25 protein-coding genes are annotated in these 22506 nt (G+C 31.2%); 5 read left to right on the forward strand and 20 right to left on the reverse strand.

The window, feature by feature from the left end; genetic code table 11:
- A complete protein-coding gene (locus tag BMY33_RS21200) occupies window positions 1–876 on the forward strand; it encodes a hypothetical protein (RefSeq protein WP_091412245.1) in 876 nt (291 codons plus the stop codon).
- 31 nt (window positions 877–907) lie between these two features.
- A complete protein-coding gene (locus BMY33_RS21205) occupies window positions 908–1411 on the forward strand; it encodes a hypothetical protein (protein ID WP_139195716.1) in 504 nt (167 codons plus the stop codon).
- Between the two features lie 25 nt (window positions 1412–1436).
- Here BMY33_RS21205 and BMY33_RS21210 read toward each other — a convergent pair whose 3' ends face one another.
- A complete protein-coding gene (locus tag BMY33_RS21210) occupies window positions 1437–1955 on the reverse strand; it encodes a YkgJ family cysteine cluster protein (RefSeq protein ID WP_091412248.1) in 519 nt (172 codons plus the stop codon).
- 64 nt (window positions 1956–2019) lie between these two features.
- Between BMY33_RS21210 and BMY33_RS21215 the strand changes: the two genes are divergently transcribed.
- A complete protein-coding gene (locus BMY33_RS21215; RefSeq protein WP_091412250.1) occupies window positions 2020–2742 on the forward strand; it encodes a class I SAM-dependent methyltransferase in 723 nt (240 codons plus the stop codon).
- On the opposite strand, the gene BMY33_RS21220 is transcribed toward BMY33_RS21215, so the two are convergent.
- A complete protein-coding gene (locus BMY33_RS21220; RefSeq protein WP_091412252.1) occupies window positions 2720–3250 on the reverse strand; it encodes a DUF2059 domain-containing protein in 531 nt (176 codons plus the stop codon). The two genes, BMY33_RS21215 and BMY33_RS21220, sit on opposite strands and share 23 nt — an antisense overlap.
- Before the next feature lie 45 nt (window positions 3251–3295).
- Here BMY33_RS21220 and BMY33_RS21225 point away from each other — a divergent pair, with 45 nt between their 5' ends.
- Window positions 3296–4066: a hypothetical protein gene (locus tag BMY33_RS21225; protein WP_091412254.1), complete on the forward strand. Its 771-nt coding sequence runs from the start codon at window positions 3296–3298 to the stop codon at window positions 4064–4066.
- Between the two features lie 29 nt (window positions 4067–4095).
- On the opposite strand, the gene BMY33_RS21230 is transcribed toward BMY33_RS21225, so the two are convergent.
- The 18 genes from BMY33_RS21230 to BMY33_RS21315 form a co-directional block, all read right to left on the reverse strand.
- Window positions 4096–5721, reverse strand: coding sequence for an amidohydrolase (locus tag BMY33_RS21230; protein WP_091412256.1), 1626 nt, complete (start codon window positions 5719–5721; stop codon window positions 4096–4098).
- A gap of 120 nt (window positions 5722–5841) precedes the next feature.
- Window positions 5842–6324 (reverse strand): hypothetical protein, encoded by a 483-nt coding sequence (locus BMY33_RS21235; protein WP_139195717.1) that lies wholly within the window; start codon window positions 6322–6324, stop codon window positions 5842–5844.
- Window positions 6325–6422: 98 nt separating this feature from the next.
- Window positions 6423–6893: a hypothetical protein gene (locus BMY33_RS21240; protein ID WP_091412260.1), complete on the reverse strand. Its 471-nt coding sequence runs from the start codon at window positions 6891–6893 to the stop codon at window positions 6423–6425.
- A 530-nt stretch (window positions 6894–7423) separates the two neighbouring features.
- Window positions 7424–8308, reverse strand: coding sequence for an enoyl-CoA hydratase/isomerase family protein (locus BMY33_RS21245; RefSeq protein WP_244543070.1), 885 nt, complete (start codon window positions 8306–8308; stop codon window positions 7424–7426).
- Entirely contained in the window at window positions 8289–8624 is a 336-nt protein-coding gene (locus BMY33_RS21250; protein ID WP_091412262.1) for a nuclear transport factor 2 family protein, read from the reverse strand. Before BMY33_RS21250 ends, BMY33_RS21245 begins: the two co-directional genes overlap by 20 nt.
- 107 nt (window positions 8625–8731) lie before the next feature.
- Window positions 8732–9583, reverse strand: a complete 852-nt coding sequence (locus BMY33_RS21255; RefSeq protein ID WP_091412264.1) for an AraC family transcriptional regulator — start codon at window positions 9581–9583, stop codon at window positions 8732–8734.
- Window positions 9584–9630: 47 nt separating this feature from the next.
- On the reverse strand, window positions 9631–10197 hold the full coding sequence (locus tag BMY33_RS21260; protein WP_244543071.1) for a DUF6985 domain-containing protein: 567 nt from the start codon (window positions 10195–10197) through the stop codon (window positions 9631–9633).
- 222 nt (window positions 10198–10419) lie between these two features.
- Window positions 10420–11010 carry a hypothetical protein gene (locus tag BMY33_RS21265; protein ID WP_244543072.1) on the reverse strand — a complete coding sequence of 197 codons (591 nt, stop codon included), beginning with the start codon at window positions 11008–11010 and terminating at the stop codon, window positions 10420–10422.
- A 109-nt stretch (window positions 11011–11119) separates the two neighbouring features.
- Window positions 11120–12247 (reverse strand): helix-turn-helix domain-containing protein, encoded by a 1128-nt coding sequence (locus BMY33_RS21270; protein WP_091412267.1) that lies wholly within the window; start codon window positions 12245–12247, stop codon window positions 11120–11122.
- A 124-nt stretch (window positions 12248–12371) separates the two neighbouring features.
- Window positions 12372–13409, reverse strand: a complete 1038-nt coding sequence (locus BMY33_RS21275) for an alpha/beta hydrolase family protein (protein WP_091412269.1) — start codon at window positions 13407–13409, stop codon at window positions 12372–12374.
- Window positions 13410–13721: 312 nt separating this feature from the next.
- Window positions 13722–14198 carry a hypothetical protein gene (locus BMY33_RS21280; protein ID WP_139195718.1) on the reverse strand — a complete coding sequence of 159 codons (477 nt, stop codon included), beginning with the start codon at window positions 14196–14198 and terminating at the stop codon, window positions 13722–13724.
- Between the two features lie 153 nt (window positions 14199–14351).
- A complete protein-coding gene (locus BMY33_RS21285; protein ID WP_091412272.1) occupies window positions 14352–15047 on the reverse strand; it encodes a cyclase family protein in 696 nt (231 codons plus the stop codon).
- A 154-nt stretch (window positions 15048–15201) separates the two neighbouring features.
- Entirely contained in the window at window positions 15202–15600 is a 399-nt protein-coding gene (locus BMY33_RS21290; protein WP_091412274.1) for an OsmC family protein, read from the reverse strand.
- A 33-nt stretch (window positions 15601–15633) separates the two neighbouring features.
- A complete protein-coding gene (locus BMY33_RS21295; protein WP_091412275.1) occupies window positions 15634–16386 on the reverse strand; it encodes a YoaP domain-containing protein in 753 nt (250 codons plus the stop codon).
- A 250-nt stretch (window positions 16387–16636) separates the two neighbouring features.
- Window positions 16637–19750: a VPS10 domain-containing protein gene (locus tag BMY33_RS21300; RefSeq protein ID WP_091412277.1), complete on the reverse strand. Its 3114-nt coding sequence runs from the start codon at window positions 19748–19750 to the stop codon at window positions 16637–16639.
- 302 nt (window positions 19751–20052) lie between these two features.
- On the reverse strand, window positions 20053–20949 hold the full coding sequence (locus BMY33_RS21305; RefSeq protein ID WP_091412279.1) for a hypothetical protein: 897 nt from the start codon (window positions 20947–20949) through the stop codon (window positions 20053–20055).
- Window positions 20950–21025: 76 nt separating this feature from the next.
- Window positions 21026–21541: a GNAT family N-acetyltransferase gene (locus tag BMY33_RS21310; protein WP_091412280.1), complete on the reverse strand. Its 516-nt coding sequence runs from the start codon at window positions 21539–21541 to the stop codon at window positions 21026–21028.
- Window positions 21534–21770 carry a hypothetical protein gene (locus BMY33_RS21315; RefSeq protein WP_091412282.1) on the reverse strand — a complete coding sequence of 79 codons (237 nt, stop codon included), beginning with the start codon at window positions 21768–21770 and terminating at the stop codon, window positions 21534–21536. The genes BMY33_RS21310 and BMY33_RS21315 overlap by 8 nt, the downstream gene beginning before the upstream one ends.
- A gap of 164 nt (window positions 21771–21934) precedes the next feature.
- Here BMY33_RS21315 and BMY33_RS21320 point away from each other — a divergent pair, with 164 nt between their 5' ends.
- Window positions 21935–22345, forward strand: coding sequence for an Lrp/AsnC family transcriptional regulator (locus BMY33_RS21320; RefSeq protein ID WP_091412284.1), 411 nt, complete (start codon window positions 21935–21937; stop codon window positions 22343–22345).
- Window positions 22346–22506 lie beyond the last annotated feature (161 nt).

Genomic DNA, 22506 nt, shown 5'->3' on the forward strand with positions numbered 1-22506 from the left:
ATGAAATTACAACTCAGAACCTATAAATTTATTCTCCTTATTTCGGCTAGTATTATTCTTTATGGATTTGACAACTCTCCATATGAGAACACTAATACATATATAAAATCAACTGCCACCTTGGACAAAAAATATCAAAATAAGGTTTTCTATGTTGAAGGTTCTGGAGAAGGCGCTGCTGCAGAGATACGTCTAAATGATATTCCGATTGGATATCTTTCATCTGGAGGTGATTCTGAAATGAAGCACATTCAGGTTGAATTAAATCTGATAACTGGAAAAAACAAATTATCCGTATACCCGACATCGAATAAAGGAACTACCGTAGTACGACTAGTTAGACATACAGAAGGAGATTGGATAGATGGCGTAGGAGGAGAAACTTTGTTAGTAATTAGAACAGAGAATGATAATTCTCCGGTTCATAAAGAAGTAACATTATTAAAAAAGAAACCTCACTGGTCTTGGTTAGATACTGATATCATATCTGATTCTGAAAGTCATAAAGAAGCAATTTCTTTCGCAAAATCTTTCTATAACGACTTAAAAGACCTAAAAAACTTAGATGAAATCATTACTGCGTTGAATCCGATATATTCTGATATGTCAACTATTGATCCAGAAATAACTCTAGCAATTAGAAATAAAGAACTGAGACAAGATCTTCTTAAGAACTCTAAAAAAGAAATCTGGCAGTTTGATAATATCGACACCTTATCATTTACTGCAGTTCTTGTGGGTAATGGAAGGTTGTATGATCTACGTCGAGCTGATGGATCTCCGTTAATCCGTACTTGTCAAAATAGCAAATGGGATCGCATCACTTATAGGAACATAATAGGACGAAAAAATGGAGTTTGGCAATTCTATCGATAGTAAAATTTCAATCAATATTTTAAAATTAAATATGAAGAATACATGGGAATATTATGTTGAGATACTAAAAAAAAATCTATTTATCTATGCATTACTATTTACTTGTTTTTCATACACACAACATCAACCAATGGACACTAAACAAACAAAAATCAAATACGGATCAATTATCGAAATAAAACTTCAAGAAAAAATAACCTTAGAAGACGATCTATGTATCTCTTTAAGGTCATTCTCTCATAAAAACTCGGTAGATGGTACTTTAACGAAAGCATCTGCGTATCTTATTCTATCCATCCACGGTGATAAAAAAGAAGCACTATTATCCACATATAGTAATGATCACTTAAAATCTGAGGAAGAATTAAATTCTTTCGAATATACCAAAACAATAGAACAAGAAAATGGAATGATAGTATCGATGACTTCACAAAATAATGATCGATTTATTTTTTGGAAAAATTATCAAATTCAACTAAAGGAATTTGAATATGATGAATTTCTTAAAATACTAGTCTCCAAAAAAACTTTATAAGGAACCTTGCAAAGTCATACTATCATTATACACGCCTATTACTTTTATGTTCTAGCGGCATTACTTCCTTCATCTTTTCTACTATATTATATGCAGCTGGACAAACAGCCATATTTTGCATCGTTAAATCAGAAATTTGATGAAACTTTTTTCGATCTGTATGTGGAAACTCTTTGCATGCCTTTGGTCTAACATCATAAATCAAACAATAGTTATCCGATGCTAAAAAAGCGCAAGGCACTTCTTTTAAAACAAAATCACCATCTTCATCTTTTTTTAGATATTGATTTTCAAATTGAATAGATTTCATTTTTAAATGTTTAGCTATTCGATCCACATCAATATCTGTAAATAATGGACCCGTAGTTTTACAACAATTAGCGCATTCCAAACAATCTGTTTTCTGAAACTCCTTAGTATGCAATTCCTGCATAAACCTATCCAAATTTTTAGGCGGCTTCTTTTTAAGCTTTGCAAAATACTTTTTATTCTCGTTCTGTGTATCTTTGGCCAGTTTCGGTAATTGATCTATAAATTCTTGCATATTGCAAAGTTAACTCATAATGAGGTTCTAAAAAATTTCTATTCCCGATTAAAAAAGAAATGTGATGAGTAAAGATATTTTCGGAGAAGCTATTAAAGATTTTTATAATAAAAATTCTACTGAAGATATCATAGTCCAAGCTCCGGATTTTGATGACGATATAATACCTGTTTCCTATTTGTTTAGAGACCATCTGGGAATGCCCAAAATTGAGCAAAAAGCATTAGAAATAGCTTTTGGAGATGTATTAGATGTCGGATGTGGAGCTGGTAGTCATAGTCTTTTTTTATTAAAAGAAAAAAAGCTACCGGTACACGCTATTGACATTTCTGAAGGAGCAATAGAAATATGTAAAAAAAGAGGGATTACAAATGCAAATGTTCAGGATATTTTTGATCTTAAACAAGTACAATATGATACACTTTTATTTTTAATGAATGGAAGTGGGATTATTGGAAAACTAGGAAACATTGATCGCTTTTTTGTTCATATCAAAAGTTTATTAAAACCTAATGGTCAAATCCTTATTGATTCTTCTGATATCTCCTATTTATTTACAGAAGATGATGGTACTTTTTGGGTAGATGCTTCTGCAGGATATTATGGAGAAATGCAATATAGACTTAAATACAAAAATTTAAAATCTGATTGGTTTGATTGGTTATATCTCGATTATAACACCTTGCAAAATGCCGCCAATGCTAATGGATTCATTTGCGAACTTTTGCTCGAAGGAGAAAATAATGATTATTTAGCCAAATTAACTAAGGTACCTGATAGCCTTTAGTCTTTAATTTCTGGATGGTCTCATTATACAAATCTCTGCTCCATAATTCACTAACCTCAGCAACCATAGTTCTTAAGGAATCTCCTTGATTTTGAACCTTTTGACCAACCTCAGAATTAAAAAAATTAGATAGTTCTACTTTTTGAGTATCACTAAGTTGCGTTCTGTCTTTAACCATCTGCTTCCCCGTTTCGGATTCATAGAAAACAATAAGTTCTTTAATATCCTTATGAGAAAAATTACTGCGATATGCAGATACTAATAATGATTTAATATTTGTTAATGGCTCCTTTTTATCTCCTTTTAATTCATTCCAAATACTATCGGGAATATCTTGAGCACTATACTGTTGCTTTAACAACGTAAACATTTGGTCAATGGCTACATTATATTGTTGCTCAGTTCCGTTTAAAGAAAAGTATCGCATTGCATCTTCATGGTACGATCTTTGTGCAAAATTTGCAGTAACTGTTAAAAATAACGTTAAAACAAAAACTAAATTTCTCATAAATTCGTTTATTTACTAACCCACACCCCTGGAAAATTAAATTTTATGCAAATTACAAAATTCTTAAGTATTCTTTTGTTCGCATCTTTCATACTCGTTGGATGTTCTGATGACGACGAAAATACTATTATTCCTGATGGTCAATCGGCTAATACACAACCTTTGGGAACATCTGCTAATGATCTATTAAGCGACACAAATTTTAGAGGGTTAACTGTAGAGATTGTATCTGTTCAAGGGTTTGCTCCAACAACGACGGCAGTAAATATGTTTAGAACATTTCTAGAGGAACGTCTTTTTAAACCTGATGGAATAACTATAAATCAGCGTACAGTTTCTTCTTCTGGGTTGTCTCCATTTAATATAGATAAAATAAAAGAGATTGAAACTACTGCAAGAACTGCATTTAACGAAGGAGATGAGATTACTGTTTATATTTATTTTGCAGATGGAACTAATGATAATGATGATGGTTCTAGAGTTACCTTAGGCACCGCTTATTTAAATACTTCTATTGTTATTTATGAAAGTACACTTCGTAATCTAAGTAGTAATCCTAGTGCACCTATGCTATCTACAATAGAAGCAGCTACCCTTAATCATGAATTTGCCCATTTACTAGGACTTGTTAATATCGGAACACCTTTACAATCACAACACGAAAATACCGTATCAAGAGGACATTGTAATGTACAAAATTGTCTTATGGAAGCCGCTATCGAGTTTGAAAGTGGTATGATGAATATGATGGGGGATGGAGTACCGGAACTAGATGCGCAATGCATTGCCGACCTCCAAGCTAATGGAGGTCGATAATAAGTTATATTCCTATTTTATAACTAAAATTAATACACCTTTTCGCCACCAACATAGGTTGAATTCACTTTAATGTTAGGAATTTTATCCTCGTCGATTTCCATGATGTTTTGTTCTAGGATCACAAAATCAGCGAATTTACCTGCTGTAATACTTCCTTTTTCTGATTCTTCAAAATTACTATAGGCCGCCCAAATAGTCATTCCTTTTAGCGTTTCTTCTCTAGTTAAAGCATCTTCCTTTTGGAAACCGTTTGCAGGATATTGCTTTAGATCTTTACGAGCTACTGCTGCATAAAACGTATAAAATGGACTAACATTTTCTACAGGATAATCAGTTCCTAAAGCTAGTTTACCTGTTTTATTTAGAAGTTGTTTATAAGCATACGCTCCTTTTATGCGTTCTTCTCCCAGTCGCTCATCTGCCCAATACATATCACTAGTTGCATGTGTAGGCTGCACGCTCATTACCAAATTATCATTCAGAATATCAAACTCTTCTGGAGATACCACTTGCGCATGCTCTACACGCCATCTTCTATTCGACTTATCTTTTAACACATCATAATACGTATTGATCACCACTGCATTGGCAGAATCTCCAATTGCATGTGTATTCATCTGAAAAGGAGAACCAGCTAATCTTTTTGCCAATTCTTTAAATTCTTTTGTGCCGATTACCATTGCTCCATGATGATCTTCTTTATCACTATATGGTTTCTTTAATACTGCACCCCTAGATCCCAGGGCTCCATCTGCATATACCTTAAAAGAAGAAACATTAAGCTTATCTGTTTTAAGAACACCTTGCTTTAGGTAATAATCCACATATTTTGGAACATTACTAACCATAGCATACATTCTGATTTTTAATTGTTCTGCTTTCTGCAAACTATCAATAACTCTAATCACTTCTGGGCTTAATCCAGCATCATCTACAGTTGTCAATCCATAACTAAAGTTAATAGCTTGTGCATCTTTTAATGCTGCTACTTGTTCTGCAACTGTAGGTTGTGGAAAAATTGCTTCTATCAACTCCATAGGATTATCTATCAATACTCCTGTTAGCTTTCCATCTTTTTGCAAAATCTCTCCTCCGGGAACCTTTGTTTCTATCGTTATTTTAGCAAGATCTAATGCTGCCTGATTTGCCAACATCGCGTGGCCATCTACTCTGGTGACTGCCACAGGAGTTTCAGGAAACAAGCTATCTAACTTTTCTTTAGTTGGAAATTCTTTAATTTCCCAATCATTTTGATCCCAACCACGACCAGTGATAAAAGGCACCTTTTTTTTATTTTGAAAATCTATAATACGTGCCACTACTTCTTCATAACTAGTTGTACCGACTAGGTTCACTTTTTGTTGCTGTAATCCTAATCCATAAAAATGACAATGAGCATCTATCAAACCAGGCACAATCGTTTTGCCTTTTGCATCTACAGAATCTGTAAAAGTATATGTCTGACTTACCTCTGCTAAACTACCTACTGCAATAAACTTATCATTCTTAATGACAAAAGCTTCTACTTTTGGCTGACTATCATCCACTGTATATACATTAGCATTAAAAACAAGCAGATCTGCTGTTTCTTTAGGTTGCTGACAAGAAATAAAAAGAAGTGTACTAAGCGTACCTAAAAGTACTTTTTTCATGATATGTTGAGTTTGAAATGTGTTAAGAGATAAAAATAAAGATAAAAATGATGATATAGCCTTTTTATTAAATTCTTAACTTTTGTACAGCTATCTATAAGATGATTTTGGTAGATTATTTTATAAACTAATAACACGTTTATAGATAATTCCTTCTGATCTATAAACTACCATCAAAACATTATCTCCCGGACGACTATATATTTCTGGTTCGGTGAACGTTTGCCATTCCAATTCTGTTTTTTCAATTATTTTTTTCATCCACGCATCTTCATGGTACTGGGATATCGCCTCCACCATTCCAACTGTCCATTTATCAACGTCTGATGGATTGATTTTAATTACAAATTTATAATCCCATGAGGATGCTCCTGGAAGGGTGGTTCTACTATTTGAAAACCCGTTTACATTAAACAGTTCGAATGCTGCATTCTCAAAATCACTGAAGGATTTAATTTCATTTTTCAAAATTGTTACACGTTCGGACTTGGAATTATAATCATCACTGTCTAGCTTATTAGAATTTGACATAGAACTAGAAGAATCAAAACAACTGCTATACCCTAAAGTCAATAATAACGATATGAGGATTAATCTCTTCACAAAATACTTATAATAAGTTATTTATAATTAGCTCTAAGAAAGAATAATATACTTGAAATTATAGTTAATATAGATAAGATCACGAAAATCGTCACAAATTATACTCGTTTCAAAATATCTTTTCTAAGAGATTTTATTTCCATATTATCATCAGCAAGCTCTAAAAACTGAGTCTTGTTCATAATTACCAAATTAATATCCGTTAATCCATTGGGACCATAATTATTCTCAGTGATGAACTTTCCGTTATCTAATTCGAGTATAGCGCTTGAGTCTATTACCTGTTCGTTATCCGAAAATCTAAAATGTATATCTTTTATCTGCTTATTTCTAAACATCAATCTTGATGTCAATCCATACCTTTGAGCCTTTTCAAAAGGTGTATTTTTATTATTTGAATAATCTTCTACTAAATCAATATCATCATCTGGATGCTTAGGTAATAATACAACTTGACCATTAGACAATCTTATTTGCGATTGAAATTCTTGCATCCCATGTTCATTTTCGAGTGTATAATTAAATCGAATTTTCGAGATTTTCTCATCAATTAAATCAGATATTTTCATAGCTTATGATGTTGTTTATAAACAATTTGTGTGTAAACGTAGTAGGTTTAAATATAACAAATTTTTATATGAACGCATAACTCATTTTTTCTATGAATTCGATTTTAACATATTCTTTTTAAATACCAAAATAGGATAGTATGCATTATCCCACTATCCTATTGATTACTCGTCATAACACATATGTACTATTTCATTCTTTCTAATTGAGTTTTCGCTTCTTGAATGCAGTAACATATTGTTGAGGAGGGATTATTGACAATCATATATAATTACTTGATATATCAAGCATATACAAATATTTGATATATCAAGTAAATTCATTATTAAGTTTTAAATCTATATCTAAAACCACACTCTGAGTAATAGTTATATGAAATATCGGTAAAATAAACCTGTAATGATGATGGTCTATGTAGAATATATCGGTATAAAACGCCTATCATCACTAAACTCAAACCTTCAATAACGGGAAATCCCTTTGTTAAAAAGGCTCCCTTCTTCTTCTATTAAATGTTTCTTGCTAATTATTAATTAATCTCTTGTAAATCAATTAACATGCTTTCCCAATTCTTTTGATTATTATGATCAAATTGAGCTCCATTTTCATCTGCAATTGTAAAGCGCTTGATTGCAGGTGTTTTACTTGTCGCCTGGAATAATTGATACGCTTCTTCTTTCAATGCTTCTGCTATTGGCAAATCAACAGACGCATAAACAGCTTGTTTACAAGCTTCGATAGATTCTGCTGGGAATTTAGAAATACGCTTTGCTAAGGCATCTACATACGGTCCAATTTCATCGGCATCTAGGGCTTTGTTAATCGTTCCAAATTTTTCAGCCTCGTTTGCATCCCAATCTCTCGCTCCTAAAATAATTTCTAAAGCTTTACCAAGTCCAGCTTGTCTAGCCATACGTGAAGCACCACCTCCACAAGGTAAAATCCCCATTCCGACTTCCATCTGCATAAATTTTGCTTTTCCTATTGCCGCAAAACGCATATCCAAAGCTAAAGCCATTTCATGTCCACCACCACGTGCAAATCCTTCTATTTTAGCAATGGTTGCCTGTGGCACATTACTCAACCTTTCTAATACAGATTGTAAATCTAATAATTTCACTTCTTGTCTAGAAACAGCTTCTTGAGACATATCTCTTAACAAATTAGTATCGTAATGACATACCCAATAACCAGGATTAGATGACTGAAAAATCACGACTTTAACACTTCTATCGCGTTCTAAACGTAAACAAAGGCTGCTTAAATCTGCTAGCATTTCTTGTCCTTGTACATTAACAGGTCCAAAATTAATGTCCACTGTTAAAATTCCGTCTTTTTGTTCTGCTGTGAATGTTTGAAAATTTTTGTAATCCATTAGTATCAATATTAAAGAGTTAATTATTAATTGAAGCAAACGTGTGTTGCTTTATTTTTCCGTTTTCGATAATGTACGTATCTGTTGCAAGTTGTATATCTATATGATTATTTCTTCCGCACCATACGAAATACACCATATTATCGTGGGTTTCTTGTTTGATAGTTTTAAATTTAAAATCCTCAAATCGTGGTAAGAATTCTTTATAAAAATTGAATATTTCGATTTGCCCCTTATAAGTTTTTTCTGGTGTAATGAATATTGCATCATCTGCATAATCCTTTGCTACATCAGCTGGGCTTAGTGTATCAACAGCCTTCATATGACTTTCAAATACATTCTGTGAATTTTTCATTATAATTATATTCCGTTAAAATTATAATGCAAATTTACCTTAGGACCTAAGGCTATATCTTGTAAGAAAAAAAGAGGTTTTAGTAAAAAAAGAGGAATATATACTTATTAAGAACTTTGTAAGCTTGTTTTATATGATCCAGCCGTTATCCCTTTATAAGTAATAAAGGTTTTATCTAAATGACTACTATCGGTAAAACCTAATTCTTGAGCAATTTCAGAAACGGTTAAATCTGTATATCTAAGGCGTGTTTCTGCTAATTTAATTTTGTAATTAAGGATGTATTTCTTTAGGCCAATATCCATTTTACTTTTAAAATATTGACTAATATAATTTTCTGAAATATGAAATTGATTTGCTAACTCCTTTTTTGTTAGTCTTTCAGGATCATGGATGTAAAAGTGAATATAATTAATGATATCCTGAATTTTAGAATCAATAAGCTTTGAATGAACAAACCTCATATTTCTGGATATGATATGAAGAATCGTATGTAACGTAGATTTCAAAACAACCTCACTTTTTAAATTTTCATCGTTATATTCATTACACAACACGCTGAATAAAGAGAATATATTATTTTCTTCTGTTTTAGATTTTAATTCTATATGAGAAGTTCTATTCGCACTGTGTAAAATAGTTTCTATTTTTTTAAACCATTCTTTTCGTTGTGTGTGATCTCCATTAACGGATGAATTATTAAAAAAGCTATTCAGAAATTTTATTGCAGTTATCGTTACAGGTGTTTTGATTTCTAAATTATATCTATCATTTGGGATTAAAATAAAAACTTGATTATCATTAAAAGGTATTTTATGGTTATTAATAACTAAAGTTCCAGAACCTTTTTCAATAAATAATATCTCAAAAAATCGAATAGGTGTGTATTGACAAAAAGCTATTGAAGAAACTTTGTCAAAATGTTGAATTACGATATTTTCGAATATAGTTCTTGGCATTTTTAATTATCTCCAGTAGTTTATATAAAATCTATTTTTACACCTAGTTAACAATAGCTTTTGTTATATTGATTTAGTAAATAATCTTCACTATCATCTTTTCCATAAGCATCAGCTTCGGTAATATGCCCATCAATTCCACTTATTCGAGTTACCATTTTACCTTGTCTAAACACTATTTGAAGCCCATGCTCTTCTTCCCATTCACAATTACATTTAATACTAACATAAATATCTTTGTCTGACCATATTCTTCTCTCTACATGAATCTCATTAAAAGACACATAGTTCCATATATCTGTTTTACTTTTTATGTCAAGAAACTCTTGAAATTCATCTCGATATTCTTCTTCAATTTTATTTACAAAATCAATACAACTTTTATGTACTAAATACGTGATGGTTTCGTGATCATCTATTTTTGTTAAGTTTTCTAATGCGTTATCAGCCTCTTTTATAAAACTCAAATCTTTTTCGGGAATGAATCCCGTAAATGTAACGGGCAATTCTTCATTTTTTAAAACAGATACTTTTAAATTCCCACCATACCACCATTCATCAAATTCTTCATCTTGTTCCAGTGTTCCTACAATTCTTGAGTTTATCGAATTCATTTTAAAATATTAATAACTTCTCTTATACCACAGATATAGAGCAGTAGATAAGTAAAACACTTCAAATTAATACTAAAATCAAATATAAATATTTTGCTTTTTTTACCTTTTACAAATATCTAATTTTATATTGATGACTTTATAATAAAACATAGGCCTTTCGATTCAACTCAAAAAAAAGCCTATGTCTTTTTCCACATTATTGTGCTATATCTTTATTATTTAGAATTGATATCCAATTCGTAAGTGCAGATTTATTGCAACTTCTCCTTCATCTTTTTCGAATCCAGAATTTTCAGAAAAATAATGAATATAACCAACTCCAACACCAGTCTCATAGTTAAAATACTTACCAATATTCCTTCTAATTCCCCACGTCGGAATGATTGATAAATCATTAACTATTTTAACATCACTATCATTTCCAAATTTAATAAGTAAATCATCTGAATGAAAACTCGTTTTTAGAGCAAAAAAATTACCGCTATTATTATCTATCCGTTTTGATTTATTCTTGCGCTTTTTAAGATTATAATACCAACGAGGTTCTAGCGAAATAACCGTTGCTAATAGAAAACCCGCATCAGGATAAAAATCATCATTATCATATGCTTCTAAACCAAATTCAGTTCGCAATGCAACTTGTCTTGATAATTTAAATTCATTGTAAACCCATAATCCAGCAAATCCTGTTTGAATACCGAAAATTGATTTTTCTACACTCGGTTTTTGTACTTGTTCAGTTAAATTTTGTGATTTTACTATTAGTGTAAATCCACAAAAAAATAAAGTCAATGCGATTTTTTTCATCATTTTTTATGTTTATAAATTTAATCGCAAATCAATGAATTTATAGGGATTCGGATTGACCAATAGAAGCATTGGTATGTTATAATATGTTAAAAAAAACAGAATGACTTTTCTAATACACTTTTTTATACCCAGAAGGAGAAAGTCCTGTTTCTTTTTTAAAAATTCTATTAAAACTAGTTCTTGATTTGAAACCACATTCACAAGCAATTCCAAAAAGGTTGTAACTTTTATATTCTTCTAAGTCTAACTTTTCTTTTACAGCTTGCACGCGATATTTATTTATTAAATCATAGAATGTAGTACTCATATATTGATTTAACATTGTGGAAAGTATTTTATCCGTAGTAGAAATTTTTTGCGCCAATTTACCTAATGTCAAATCCTGATCTAAATAAGGTTGATCTGTACCTAAAAGAAGTTCTAGTCTATTTTTCAATGCTTCAAACTCTGCTCTTTTTACTGGCGAAATTGTTTTGTTTTCTAATTTATTGACTTTATGTTTTATCTCACTATCAAATAAAAAAGAGGGTAATAACACTTTAGATTGATTTACACCGTAATACCCTAAATAAATCACTAAAATTATCATAGCTATGACAGAAACATAATCAGTATTCCAATGAAAATTTCCAAAAAAGTATTCAAATACTATAATCCCCATATCCAAGCATAAAATGCAGATTGCTGAGATTAGCATAATCTTAATCCAATTAAAATCATAACGTGTTAGGTTCGAGTATTTATGTTTTGTTAGTTTTCTGTATTTCGATAATAATCTTAATGAAAGAAATAGATATAGTAAGAAGTATAAACTATCAATTCTAATGATTAAGCGAATAAAGTCCGTATGCGTATAAGCTAGTGCATCTATCCTGGAATTATTGAAGATTATCGTTGGGATTGTTATAACACAGGCAAATAGCAAAGCAGGTATAAAATGAACTAAAGAATTATTTACTAAGCTATCTTCTTTTAAAAATAAAGATTTTACATATAAAAATAATAATGGCCCTAAAATAGTCTTGGTAATATCGTTAGGCAAAAACAAAAATTGTATCAACCAAATAATATCGTGCAGCAAAGCATAAAAATAGGTATTAACACACCAAAGAAGAGCAAACAGTACAATTAGTATTTTTTGAGGTAGTTCTTTATCTTTTATTTTTAATAGCTGTATTAAAACTATTGCAATAATAAAAACGCCTCCTACTAAAAAGAAGTCTAAGATTAAATTCATTAATATTTTACTCTTTTTAATGTTTGAAAATTCATATAGATAATTATTATGGTTTCCGCAAAAACTGTATCTAATGAGTCACAACGTAAATATCAGATTAATTAGTTGATTGATATAATTGTTTTTACAGCGTTTTCTTAAAAAAATCTAATGCCAATACTACTGTTTTTTCGTGCACTTCTTTTCTATCCACATTTGGATTATCTATGGTTATAGCAGGAGCAACCTTTTTTCCAAATTCTGTAGACTCATTCAAAAAAACATAATGTTCAACATCTTTATTAAAAAGATAAATCTTACTAGTCTTAATTAAACTATGGTACTTTTCGGCATTCCTTTTTATTGGTGCAACCAAATCTCCTTCTCCTGCTACAATAAAAATAGGTGCAGTAATTTTGTCCGTTTGTTCTTTTGAGTGGAATCCAAATCCAATTGCTGGTGCCATCACGAAGAATGATTTAATTCTATCATCTTTTACGTGATCTTTGTATTTGTTATATGATGAAACGATGAGGCTGTCGTTTTCGAAATCTATAATTTCATCTGTTTCTGGAAATTCTGCAGGCATTTCTCTGTCTTCTGCTTTTTCGCTTTCCCTTATAGTTCTATCTACATAACCACCAGCCAACGCAATGTTAGTATAACCTCCTAAAGAAAAACCAACTCCTCCAATTCTTGAAGAATCTATTTTAGTTCCAATTTCTTCGTCTTTTAGAACTCGAGTAAGAACATATTGAACATCAATAGCTCTTTCCCACCATTTTACAAACTCCCTTGGCAATTTATTGAACGTAGAATTCCCATAATGATCCAGTGAAACAACAATAAAACCTTCTCTTACCATTTTTTCTATAAACCAAGTTAACGAAAACCTATTTCCACCAGTTCCATGTGAAACTATTAACAAAGGGAATTTTTCATTGGCAATAGTTGCACTCTTAATTGTTTCTATAGTTTTAAAAAGTTGTTTTTGGCTTTTTTTCGTTTCTTTATTGGTTAAAGTATCCGAAGTTGGATACCATATTTCAACCGGCAATGGTCGGTTTCTAGAATCATCAACATATGTTACTGATTTTTGACCAATTCTAAAGCTTTTTTTTTCTGGTTCACTACAAGAAATAAATAGAAATGTTGCAATTAAAATAATTGATGCGTTTTTCATTTATTGGTTTTTAATCTAACCTAAAGACAACCGAAAAAATTAATTGTTACAATGTTTATTTAAATTACTTCTAAGGTTTATTATAAGAATATTTGCAGATTAAACTCACCAATAACTCGCTCAATGTATAATAGCGATCGACTAATACACTAAACGGATATTTTGTTTATGCATTCTTGTCTATTGTTTTCATTTCATATCGTTGGAACTTTTATGTTAATCAAATTATTTATTTTCTAATTTAGATGTATTTCTGTTTTTTTATGATCTGTTTTGTACAGAAGGATGTTTATCAAAATCTATTGGATTGATTTATGGAAATTGCTTTTCTAGCTTTCTTCGTTCTAAAAACTCTTCAAGAGTTTCCCAAATAGCAGGTAAATATTCAAAGCTTGTGCCGTATTCGAACTCTATAATTTCACCCGAATCGAGTTTTTCATTACCTAACAAATAATAACTATCTCCCACGTGATTGCTAAAAAATCCTTTTGCCGAAGTGAAGAATATAGTATCACCAACTTTATACTTTTTAAGTATCGTTTTATCATTTTTAAAGGCCTCCTCAGAAGAAACATCAATATAGTAATCACTAAATCTATTTAAGTTTTCAATACTTCGTTTTAATGCCGATGGCTGTTTAACTAAAAGAGGTTTATTTAAATAATCTTTAAAACGTACATCTTGAGAAAGATCTGTAGTTGATGAGTAAGCTATATACCAGAAAAATAGACCAATCAATATAAGTGCTACAACTAATATCCCCAGTAAAAACATCATAGATTTCTTCATTTGTTATTACGTTAATTTACTATTTAAGCAAGTTCATCTTTTCACCTTAATCAATTCCAAAATCATTGCATCATCATAAATATACAAGAACCAATCGATTATTTCTTAATTAGAGATTATCAGATATTTTATGTTTGTTTAGAAATTTAGTATTCAATCTTCAAATATTGCCACGGCTCTTACTGGCGAACCTGTTCCTCCTTTGATTTTCAAAGGAAAACCAATAAATCTAAATCTACCTTTTCCAATTAATAGATGAAGATTAATCATATTCTCATAATGCGTGAAATTTAATTCTCCGCAAATATGATGAACTTCTTTATTTGATACGCCAGAAACACCAGGTGACATTGTTTCAACTCCGAATGCAGCTATTTGTTTTTCACCAAGCCATCGAGCTGTTTTTGTCGAAATCCCAGGGCCATTACTCCAGTCTTTTCCGTTAAAACACTTTCGATAATGGTCCGTATAAATTAATAAGGTATCTCCTTTTTTTATTTTCAAATCAGCTTTTTTACAAGCATTTTCTATTTCATCAGGTTCAATTAATTCTTTTAGCTCTTTATGGGAAAAATCCAAACAGATTCCTTCGGTATAGAACATAGACAAAGGCATCTTATCAATTGATTTTCCTTCATATTGAATTGCCATGTGATTTATAGCATCAACGTGTGTTCCTGTATGTTCTCCTAATTCTAATTTATGAACAGCAGGAGTTTTGGTTTCGGGGTTTTTTATTCCATTCCATTCTTCGTGAGAATTATGAACTGTCATTTTAACTTGAGGAAGGTCTTTATACACCGGCATTCCTTCATAAATTTCTTGACTTAAATCAATAATTTCTATCATTCAGTATCGTATTTTTCAAATTTCCGGTAATATTTTGGCTGTTATTAGTAGTGTTTTTTAAAGCATCTAATTTAGCAAATACTAACTTAATAGAAAATCCTCGGAAACTTTAGTAAGGAGTTTTATAGTAGCAATTAATTCTATACAGGTATAGTTAGCATTTTTTAATTTCACCAACAATAAAGCAAGAAGATTTAACTGTATTAAATATCGTCCCGAACTTTTCGATATTCTTTTTCAGTAAACTAATATTTAAATTATTATCTTGACTATAAATTGTTAATTCATAATTTATTTTGTCTAATCTTGGAGGCTTTTCAAGACGTGTTGTACTAACTATTATTTCTGCATTTGAATAATTAAAATTCATTAAAATTGAAAAACGTTCAACATTTTTAAGGATACAAGCTGAAAAAGACCCTAAAAATAATTCTGCTGGGTTTGGTAAACTATCGTTTGATTCAGGAGTAGTTCCAAAAATAATTTGTGAATCTTTAATTTTTATTGAAGCATTATTCTTTGAAGAAGAACTGGCTTTACTAAAATATTTCATTATTTATGTTTTATGTATATTGTTATACATTTTTTATCCAATAAGTTTCTCTAAATGTTTCTCAACCTTCATTTCTAGACTCACTAAATCACCTTTATAGAAAACACTATTTATAATCCAAGGAATCGGCATTTTCTGTCCTATTTCTTTACTAGAAATATGATTTATTGTTAATGGAATTTTCTTTTTTTCTGCATATTTTCGAAGGAGTTGATTTGTGTAATAATCTGTAAAAGGACAAGTGTTTGAATAGTATGCTGTAATTCCTTTTTTGTCTGGACAAGTTCCTAATTTAGCAGATATCATTATTTTTGGAAATTCAGCTTTTGGATTTATCTTCAATCCCCATAATTTGAAAAATGGTGGTGCTTCGTCAACAATTTCAAATCCTTGATATTTAAGAAATTTTGGATCAGTCATAAAAGGTCTTTTTTTATCGCTCGAAATTGCAATAACTCCATCCATTCCATTTTTTTCTGCATCTCTAATGCACTGATCAAGTAGGTTTTTTCCATTTCCATGACCTTTAAATTGTCCCGAAACCCAAAAACAATTAATTATCATAAAGTTTTTTCCAACAATCGGTAGCCAAGAACTTTCTATTGGTACATATTCAATAAATACTTTTCCGCGAACATCAACTTTTTGAAAAGTATATCCATTTTCAAATTCAGTTTTAAGCCAATCCTTTTTCTTTTGGTATCCATCCTTACATTTTTTGTCGCTTATCGCACAACAAATATGCTCATCTTGGATATTTCTGCCCGTTAGTTTTAGAACTTCCATAGCTTTATGTTTTTCTCAAAAGTAAAATTCTACTATATTTCTTTCTATGACAATTATCACCCTCCCAGAACTTTTCTTGATCGTTTAGATACTTCTTTTAAATATATTCCAGTATTGCCTAGATTTGTACTTGCAATTAATTTATTCTGTAGTGCAGTCAGTTTTTATTAACTCGCAATTCCATTTAGATTTTAAAGACAAGAGATAATTAGTTTTCTCCTATATGGTTCAACATTACTTTTATAAAAGCTTAATTCTTTTCAATTATTAATGCAGGGATATTTAATGATTTGTATAGATTGTTATAGGTTTTCATTTCAGTATCAATAATAGAATCTCTCTCATTTTTATATACTTGCCAATCATTCATAAGGTCACTAAAACGTTCTTTGGCGCCTTTGGTGATTTTTGGATCAGCTTGGTCTATGTAGTTTAAAAGTTGTATAAGCTGTGCATTGAGTTTATTGTTAAAATTGATGACATCTTGAAATGTTTTCTGTTTCTCTTGTACTAAGTTCTCTTCCCAACTATTAATACGTTTCTGTAGATCTTCTCCTTTTTCAATCAGTGTCTTTGCTTTATCATTCTCTTTCAAAAGTTTGGAATAATTCGTTAATTGTGATTTCGCAGAGCGCATTTGAATGACAGATTCATGTATATCCTTTAAAGTGTTTTCTATACTTACAAGGATATTTTGTTGTTCCGTAAAATCCTTTGGAGTTGATTGAATTGAAGGATTCGGAAGAATAATTGCCAGTGTTTCTACAGTTTCTTCATCAAGAGATAATCTCAATGTATAATTTCCAGGAGCAACACGAGATCCAGAAAGTCCTCCAAAAACAAAAACTTTACTGATCGCAGGAATAGCTTCTCGATTAAAATCCCAAGTAAACCTATTATATCCTTTCTTAGATGGTAAGATCTCAGGTTTAGAAGGACCACCTGGCCAAGTTTTAAAATCTTCTGGCTTTTTGTTAGTATAAGACCTGACTATTTTTGTTCCTTGTAAAACATCTAATTTCAGATTTAATGAGTCTACATCTTTGTCTAAATAGTAATCGAATGTAACTCCACTTTTAGGATTCAGACCTTGACCTGTAGCTTTAGAAATACCTCCAAAAATACGATAACTGTCTTTTGGTTTAAATAATTGAACAGTTTTTTTCTCTTTTGTCATACTTTGAAGAACGCTTAAGTCGTTTAATATCCAGAACCCACGTCCAGATGTCGCAGCAACTAAATCATTATCTTGAATGATTAGATCATTAATAGCAACTACTGGTAAATTTAATATAAGACGTTGCCAATGTAAACCATCGTCATTGGATACATACAAGCCTGTTTCAGTACCAGCGTACAACAACCCTTTTCGTTTTTTATCTGCTCTAACTACTCTAGCGAAACCATTGGGATCGTCTAACCCATTCACAATTTTCACCCAAGTTTTACCGTAATCATTTGTTTTAAAAATATAGGAATTTAGATCTAATGATTTGTATCTCATAACCACTACATAAGCAACCGCAGGATCATGTTCAGAGATTTCAATACTGTTTATAATACCATCCGAAATACCTAGAGGTGTTACCTTCTCCCAACTTACACCCCCATTTTTAGTGATATGCAATAAACCATCATCACTTCCTGCATAAAGCAGCCCTTCTTGATGCTGAGATTCGACCAAAGCTGTAAGCGTGTTGTAATTTTCTCCACCAGCTGCTTCATTAGTATAAGGGCCTCCTCCAGGACCATGCTTAGCTTTTTCATTTTTTGTTAAATCAGAGCTAATTGCTGTCCAACTTATACCACCATCCGTTGTTTTAAAAACTACATTCCCTCCGTGATAAATAGTTTTTCTATTATGAAGAGATGAAATAATAGGAGCATTCCAATTGTAACGATATTTCGAATCCTTAGGAGCTATACTCAAACCCAATTCGGGATACTCTTTGATAGATTTTTGTTCTCTAGATGATTTTGTCCATTTGCTAATATTACCTTGGTACGTTCCGCCGTATACTATTTCAGGATTGTCTGGATCTAATGCAATAAAAGCACTTTCTCCTCCAGCAACAGAGTACCAATCCTTCCAATCAATTCCTTGATCATTTGTACGGCTCGCAATCGCAATTGCTGAATTATCTTGTTGGCCTCCATACACATTATAAGGCACCAAATTATCAGTAATCACTCGATAAAATTGAGCTGTAGATTGATTTTGCTGAGTACTCCAGCTCTTCCCACTGTTAAAAGAAATATTAGCACCTCCATCATTAGAATTGATCAAATTGCTATTATCATATGGGTTGATCCATAAATGATGATTATCTCCATGAGGCACAGGAATATCAAAAAAACTTTTACCGCCATCGATAGATTTCATTACAGGAGCATTTAAAACATATACTACGTTTTCATTTTGTGGATCCGCAAAAATCTCCATGTAATACCAAGAACGAGCGATATTCACACGATCACTGTTTACTTGTTCCCATTTTTTACCTGCATCATCAGAACGATAAACACCTCCTTTTTCACCTTCTGCTTCTATAACCGAAAAAACACGATCTGGATTTGCTCTAGAAACGGATATTCCAGATTTACCGAAGTCTGTTGGCAGACCATCTTTCATTTTATTCCAAGTATCTCCTCCATCAGTGGATTTATATAACCCAGAATACGCTCCTCCAGATTCCATAATCCAAGGATAACGACGATGTTCCCACATTGAAGCATATAAGATACGTGGGTTTGTCATATCCATAGACAAAGAAGATGCTCCTGTATTTGTATTTATAAATAAAACTTGCTCCCAAGTTTTACCTCCATCAGTACTTTTGTATATCCCTCTTTCATTTGTAGGAGCATATTGCGCCCCTTGCGCAGCTACATAAATGATATTTGGATTTGTAGGGTGAATGATCACGTCAGAAATATGACGAGTTTTTTCTAGCCCTATATGAGCCCAGGTTTTTCCGGCATCCATAGATTTATACACCCCATCTCCCATAGAAGTCATAACACCACGGGCAGGATGCTCTCCCATTCCAACAAGCACAATGTTGGTATCACTTTCTGAGACTGTGATTGCACCTACAGAACCTGTTTTAAAAAATTTATCTGAAATGTTTTTCCAAGTAATACCATCATCTGTAGTTTTAAAAACACCTCCACCTGTAGAACCCATATAGTAGGTATGAGGCTCTCCTATAACACCGGTAGAAGCTACACTCCTGCCTCCTCTGAAAGGACCTATATTTCTCCATTTCAAACCATTAAACAAAGAATCTGTCAGTTTTAAAATAGGTTCTTTCGTTTTATTTTTTCTTTTCTGCGCATTATTAGTTAAAGGCAGTAAAAGCATACAAATAAGAAGGGTTTTTAGCGTTTTAGTGTGGTTGTTTTTAATTTGAGGTTCAGATGAAAGTCTAAAAAATTTAATCATTATTGATAGGTTCATTATTATGAAGTACACTATTTCTGCTGTGCTTAGTAAGGAAATTAAAAGTAGTGAACTTTCTATTAAGCACTTAGCCAAAACTTTTAATTTTGTCTTAAATTTTCTATTCTAAAAACAAATTGAAAAATTTAGTGGTCTTTACAAATAAACATTACTATTAGGCTTAGCACTTATTATCAATGTTTCGTAGACATTATTGTAGACGATTATTTTTCTGAAATCTTCATTACTTCTTCCAATAATGGAGGTAATCCGCTTGGATTTATATTGTCATTATTCCAGAAACTTAAAATACAACTTACATAATTATCTCTTACTTTTTCTGAAACGTAATAAATTGTCAAATTCTTACCGCCAGACATGGATGCCAAAAGTGATGTTACTCCGGTAAAATCATAATAAACTTTTTTAGCTTTTGTAGACACACCTTCAAATACAATAGCTATTTCTTCTTCGGATATCACTTTTCCGCCATTCTGTGATTTAGTTGCTTTTAATTGGTTTTGAATTGATGCATCAGCACTTTCTTTTGTTTTGTGAACAGACCAACTCATTTGTCCGTAATATGGGCATTGAACATTATTAATGTTCATCCAATTGCAATTACCTCCTAATTTAATTTCTCGACCAGCAAAATTTACAATATCAGTTTTTTTCGAACAAAAAGAAGATTTTGGGATAGCATCATTTAAAATTAGATCAATCATCTTTCTTTCAAATACTGGATTACTCTTGTCATAATATCCAAACCAAAATATAGAAATTCGATTGTCTTTGTTTTTAACGAAGTAATGTACACTAATTGAAACCAATCCATTGCCCAGTTCTTCACGTTTGATAACCTTATAGTTTTCAAAACTTAATTCTTTATCAGTCTCTTTATGATCTTTTTTCTTGATTTTGTATTTACGGTATGCTTTCTTTAGATATTTTTCATTGAACTCTGAGGATATTGTTTGTTTTGAAAAATCAACACCATCAACGTTATAAAATGTTGTAGTACCATTATTTATTGCTCGAAGACGATTAAACAGTTCTTCGTTCTGCGCAAAACTTATTTGACTAACGATCAATAAAAGGAAGATTGAGATATTTTTTAGCATCTATTTTGCGATTGTAAACATATATATTGGAACGCCCCTTTTCTCCTATTCTTAGAGTTTTAATAGTTTTGAATACTTATATTTCTTTTGAAAAAACTATATTTTCATATGCTTTTCCATTGACAAGAAAATTTAATTCTCCAACGTTTTTAAATTCATTTCTTTCATAGAATCTAATGGCTCTTTTGTTTTTTATGTAAACAGAAAGCCACATTGTATCTGATTGTAATGCTTTAGCCTTCTTTTCAACAAAAGTAAGAAGTTTTTGTCCAACTTTTAGCGGTATAAATTCATTTTGGATAAAGATCCTTTCCAGACGACAACTATTATCAGACACAACACTTTCTTGTTTTTCGTTTAGCACTAATTTTGCGTAACCAACTGGTAAATCATCGACATAAACAATATAGAAAAAGTTCTTGGGATCGTTTATATCCTGTTTCGTTTTAGAAACTGAAAAATTCTTGTTTAAGTATTCTAATAGATTATTTTTATCCTCTATATAATGACCGTGAGATTCAACCCATGTTACTCTTGCTAAAAGAGCTAAAATGGCTGTATCTGTTTCTTTAGCTATTTTTATTTTAATCATTACAGTTCTTTTTAATGTTCAATCGTCTTAGATGATATCCATGCAGAAATACGGCAATAGTACACCCTACAATTATCGGAATTGCACTAATTAATACGCCGTATACAATATAAATAGCATTAGCAATTAGTGAGATCAGTCTTAGTTTATCTTCACCTTTAGTAGACATTGAATATAAGTTTATAACTAAACCTCCGTAACCAATACAATCAATTAAAAATGGACTCATACTTATCTTTTTTATTTGAATAATTAAAATCGTTAGCTATTGTATTTAAAATCAACAATACAAATATAGAATGCAAATAATCATTTTAACTTTATAATCGATTTTATAATAGTACATTTACATTCGATTACATCAAATAATTATTAAATAAATTTTGATTACAAATGGACACGTTAGACAAAAAGATACTTGAAATGCTAAAAATTAACGCCAGAGAAAGCTTCGCTACTATTGGAAAAGAAGTTGGGTTATCTGCTCCTGCCATAGGCAAGCGTGTTCGACAAATGGAAGAAGAAAGCATCATAGAAGGGTATTCTTTAAAAGTGAATCATGAAAAATTAGGTATTGAGACTAAAGCATATATCACTTTAGTAATGCACCGAGAATCAACAGGAACATCTAATTCTATAGAACAAATACGAGCCATGGAAGAAGTACAGAGTTGTGATCGGATTACCGGTGATGATTGCTTATGTATTTTAGGTTATTTTAGAAACAACAGGCATCTTATTGCTTTTCTTGAAAAAATCTCAGCCTATGGTGCTTCTAAAACGAGTATTATATTAGAAGTATAATTCATGCTGTAAAAAGGCGATAGTTTCGTAGTTAGAAATACCAATTATATGTCTACAGATGCTACTTTTTTATATCGAAAAGAAAGAAGAATTGGTATTTTGGTTGATGGAACTTGGATTAAGACACCACCGCTTATAGAAATTTAAAACTGACCATTTCT

It is taken from the genome of Aquimarina amphilecti, assembly GCF_900109375.1.
Lineage (GTDB): Bacteria > Bacteroidota > Bacteroidia > Flavobacteriales > Flavobacteriaceae > Aquimarina > Aquimarina amphilecti.

What these genes read in the sequence shown, in the direction of transcription:
- BMY33_RS21200 (WP_091412245.1), top strand. Translation starts at nt 1, where the DNA reads ATGAAATTACAACTCAGAACCTATAAATTTATTCTCCTTATTTCGGCT.
- BMY33_RS21205 (WP_139195716.1), top strand. Translation starts at nt 908, where the DNA reads ATGAAGAATACATGGGAATATTATGTTGAGATACTAAAAAAAAATCTA.
- BMY33_RS21210 (WP_091412248.1), bottom strand. Translation starts at nt 1,955, where the DNA reads ATGCAAGAATTTATAGATCAATTACCGAAACTGGCCAAAGATACACAG.
- BMY33_RS21215 (WP_091412250.1), top strand. Translation starts at nt 2,020, where the DNA reads ATGAGTAAAGATATTTTCGGAGAAGCTATTAAAGATTTTTATAATAAA.
- BMY33_RS21220 (WP_091412252.1), bottom strand. Translation starts at nt 3,250, where the DNA reads ATGAGAAATTTAGTTTTTGTTTTAACGTTATTTTTAACAGTTACTGCA.
- BMY33_RS21225 (WP_091412254.1), top strand. Translation starts at nt 3,296, where the DNA reads ATGCAAATTACAAAATTCTTAAGTATTCTTTTGTTCGCATCTTTCATA.
- BMY33_RS21230 (WP_091412256.1), bottom strand. Translation starts at nt 5,721, where the DNA reads ATGAAAAAAGTACTTTTAGGTACGCTTAGTACACTTCTTTTTATTTCT.
- BMY33_RS21240 (WP_091412260.1), bottom strand. Translation starts at nt 6,893, where the DNA reads ATGAAAATATCTGATTTAATTGATGAGAAAATCTCGAAAATTCGATTT.
- BMY33_RS21250 (WP_091412262.1), bottom strand. Translation starts at nt 8,624, where the DNA reads ATGAAAAATTCACAGAATGTATTTGAAAGTCATATGAAGGCTGTTGAT.
- BMY33_RS21255 (WP_091412264.1), bottom strand. Translation starts at nt 9,583, where the DNA reads ATGCCAAGAACTATATTCGAAAATATCGTAATTCAACATTTTGACAAA.
- BMY33_RS21260 (WP_244543071.1), bottom strand. Translation starts at nt 10,197, where the DNA reads ATGAATTCGATAAACTCAAGAATTGTAGGAACACTGGAACAAGATGAA.
- BMY33_RS21265 (WP_244543072.1), bottom strand. Translation starts at nt 11,010, where the DNA reads ATGATGAAAAAAATCGCATTGACTTTATTTTTTTGTGGATTTACACTA.
- BMY33_RS21270 (WP_091412267.1), bottom strand. Translation starts at nt 12,247, where the DNA reads ATGAATTTAATCTTAGACTTCTTTTTAGTAGGAGGCGTTTTTATTATT.
- BMY33_RS21275 (WP_091412269.1), bottom strand. Translation starts at nt 13,409, where the DNA reads ATGAAAAACGCATCAATTATTTTAATTGCAACATTTCTATTTATTTCT.
- BMY33_RS21280 (WP_139195718.1), bottom strand. Translation starts at nt 14,198, where the DNA reads ATGAAGAAATCTATGATGTTTTTACTGGGGATATTAGTTGTAGCACTT.
- BMY33_RS21285 (WP_091412272.1), bottom strand. Translation starts at nt 15,047, where the DNA reads ATGATAGAAATTATTGATTTAAGTCAAGAAATTTATGAAGGAATGCCG.
- BMY33_RS21290 (WP_091412274.1), bottom strand. Translation starts at nt 15,600, where the DNA reads ATGAAATATTTTAGTAAAGCCAGTTCTTCTTCAAAGAATAATGCTTCA.
- BMY33_RS21295 (WP_091412275.1), bottom strand. Translation starts at nt 16,386, where the DNA reads ATGGAAGTTCTAAAACTAACGGGCAGAAATATCCAAGATGAGCATATT.
- BMY33_RS21300 (WP_091412277.1), bottom strand. Translation starts at nt 19,750, where the DNA reads ATGCTTTTACTGCCTTTAACTAATAATGCGCAGAAAAGAAAAAATAAA.
- BMY33_RS21305 (WP_091412279.1), bottom strand. Translation starts at nt 20,949, where the DNA reads ATGCTAAAAAATATCTCAATCTTCCTTTTATTGATCGTTAGTCAAATA.
- BMY33_RS21310 (WP_091412280.1), bottom strand. Translation starts at nt 21,541, where the DNA reads ATGATTAAAATAAAAATAGCTAAAGAAACAGATACAGCCATTTTAGCT.
- BMY33_RS21315 (WP_091412282.1), bottom strand. Translation starts at nt 21,770, where the DNA reads ATGAGTCCATTTTTAATTGATTGTATTGGTTACGGAGGTTTAGTTATA.
- BMY33_RS21320 (WP_091412284.1), top strand. Translation starts at nt 21,935, where the DNA reads ATGGACACGTTAGACAAAAAGATACTTGAAATGCTAAAAATTAACGCC.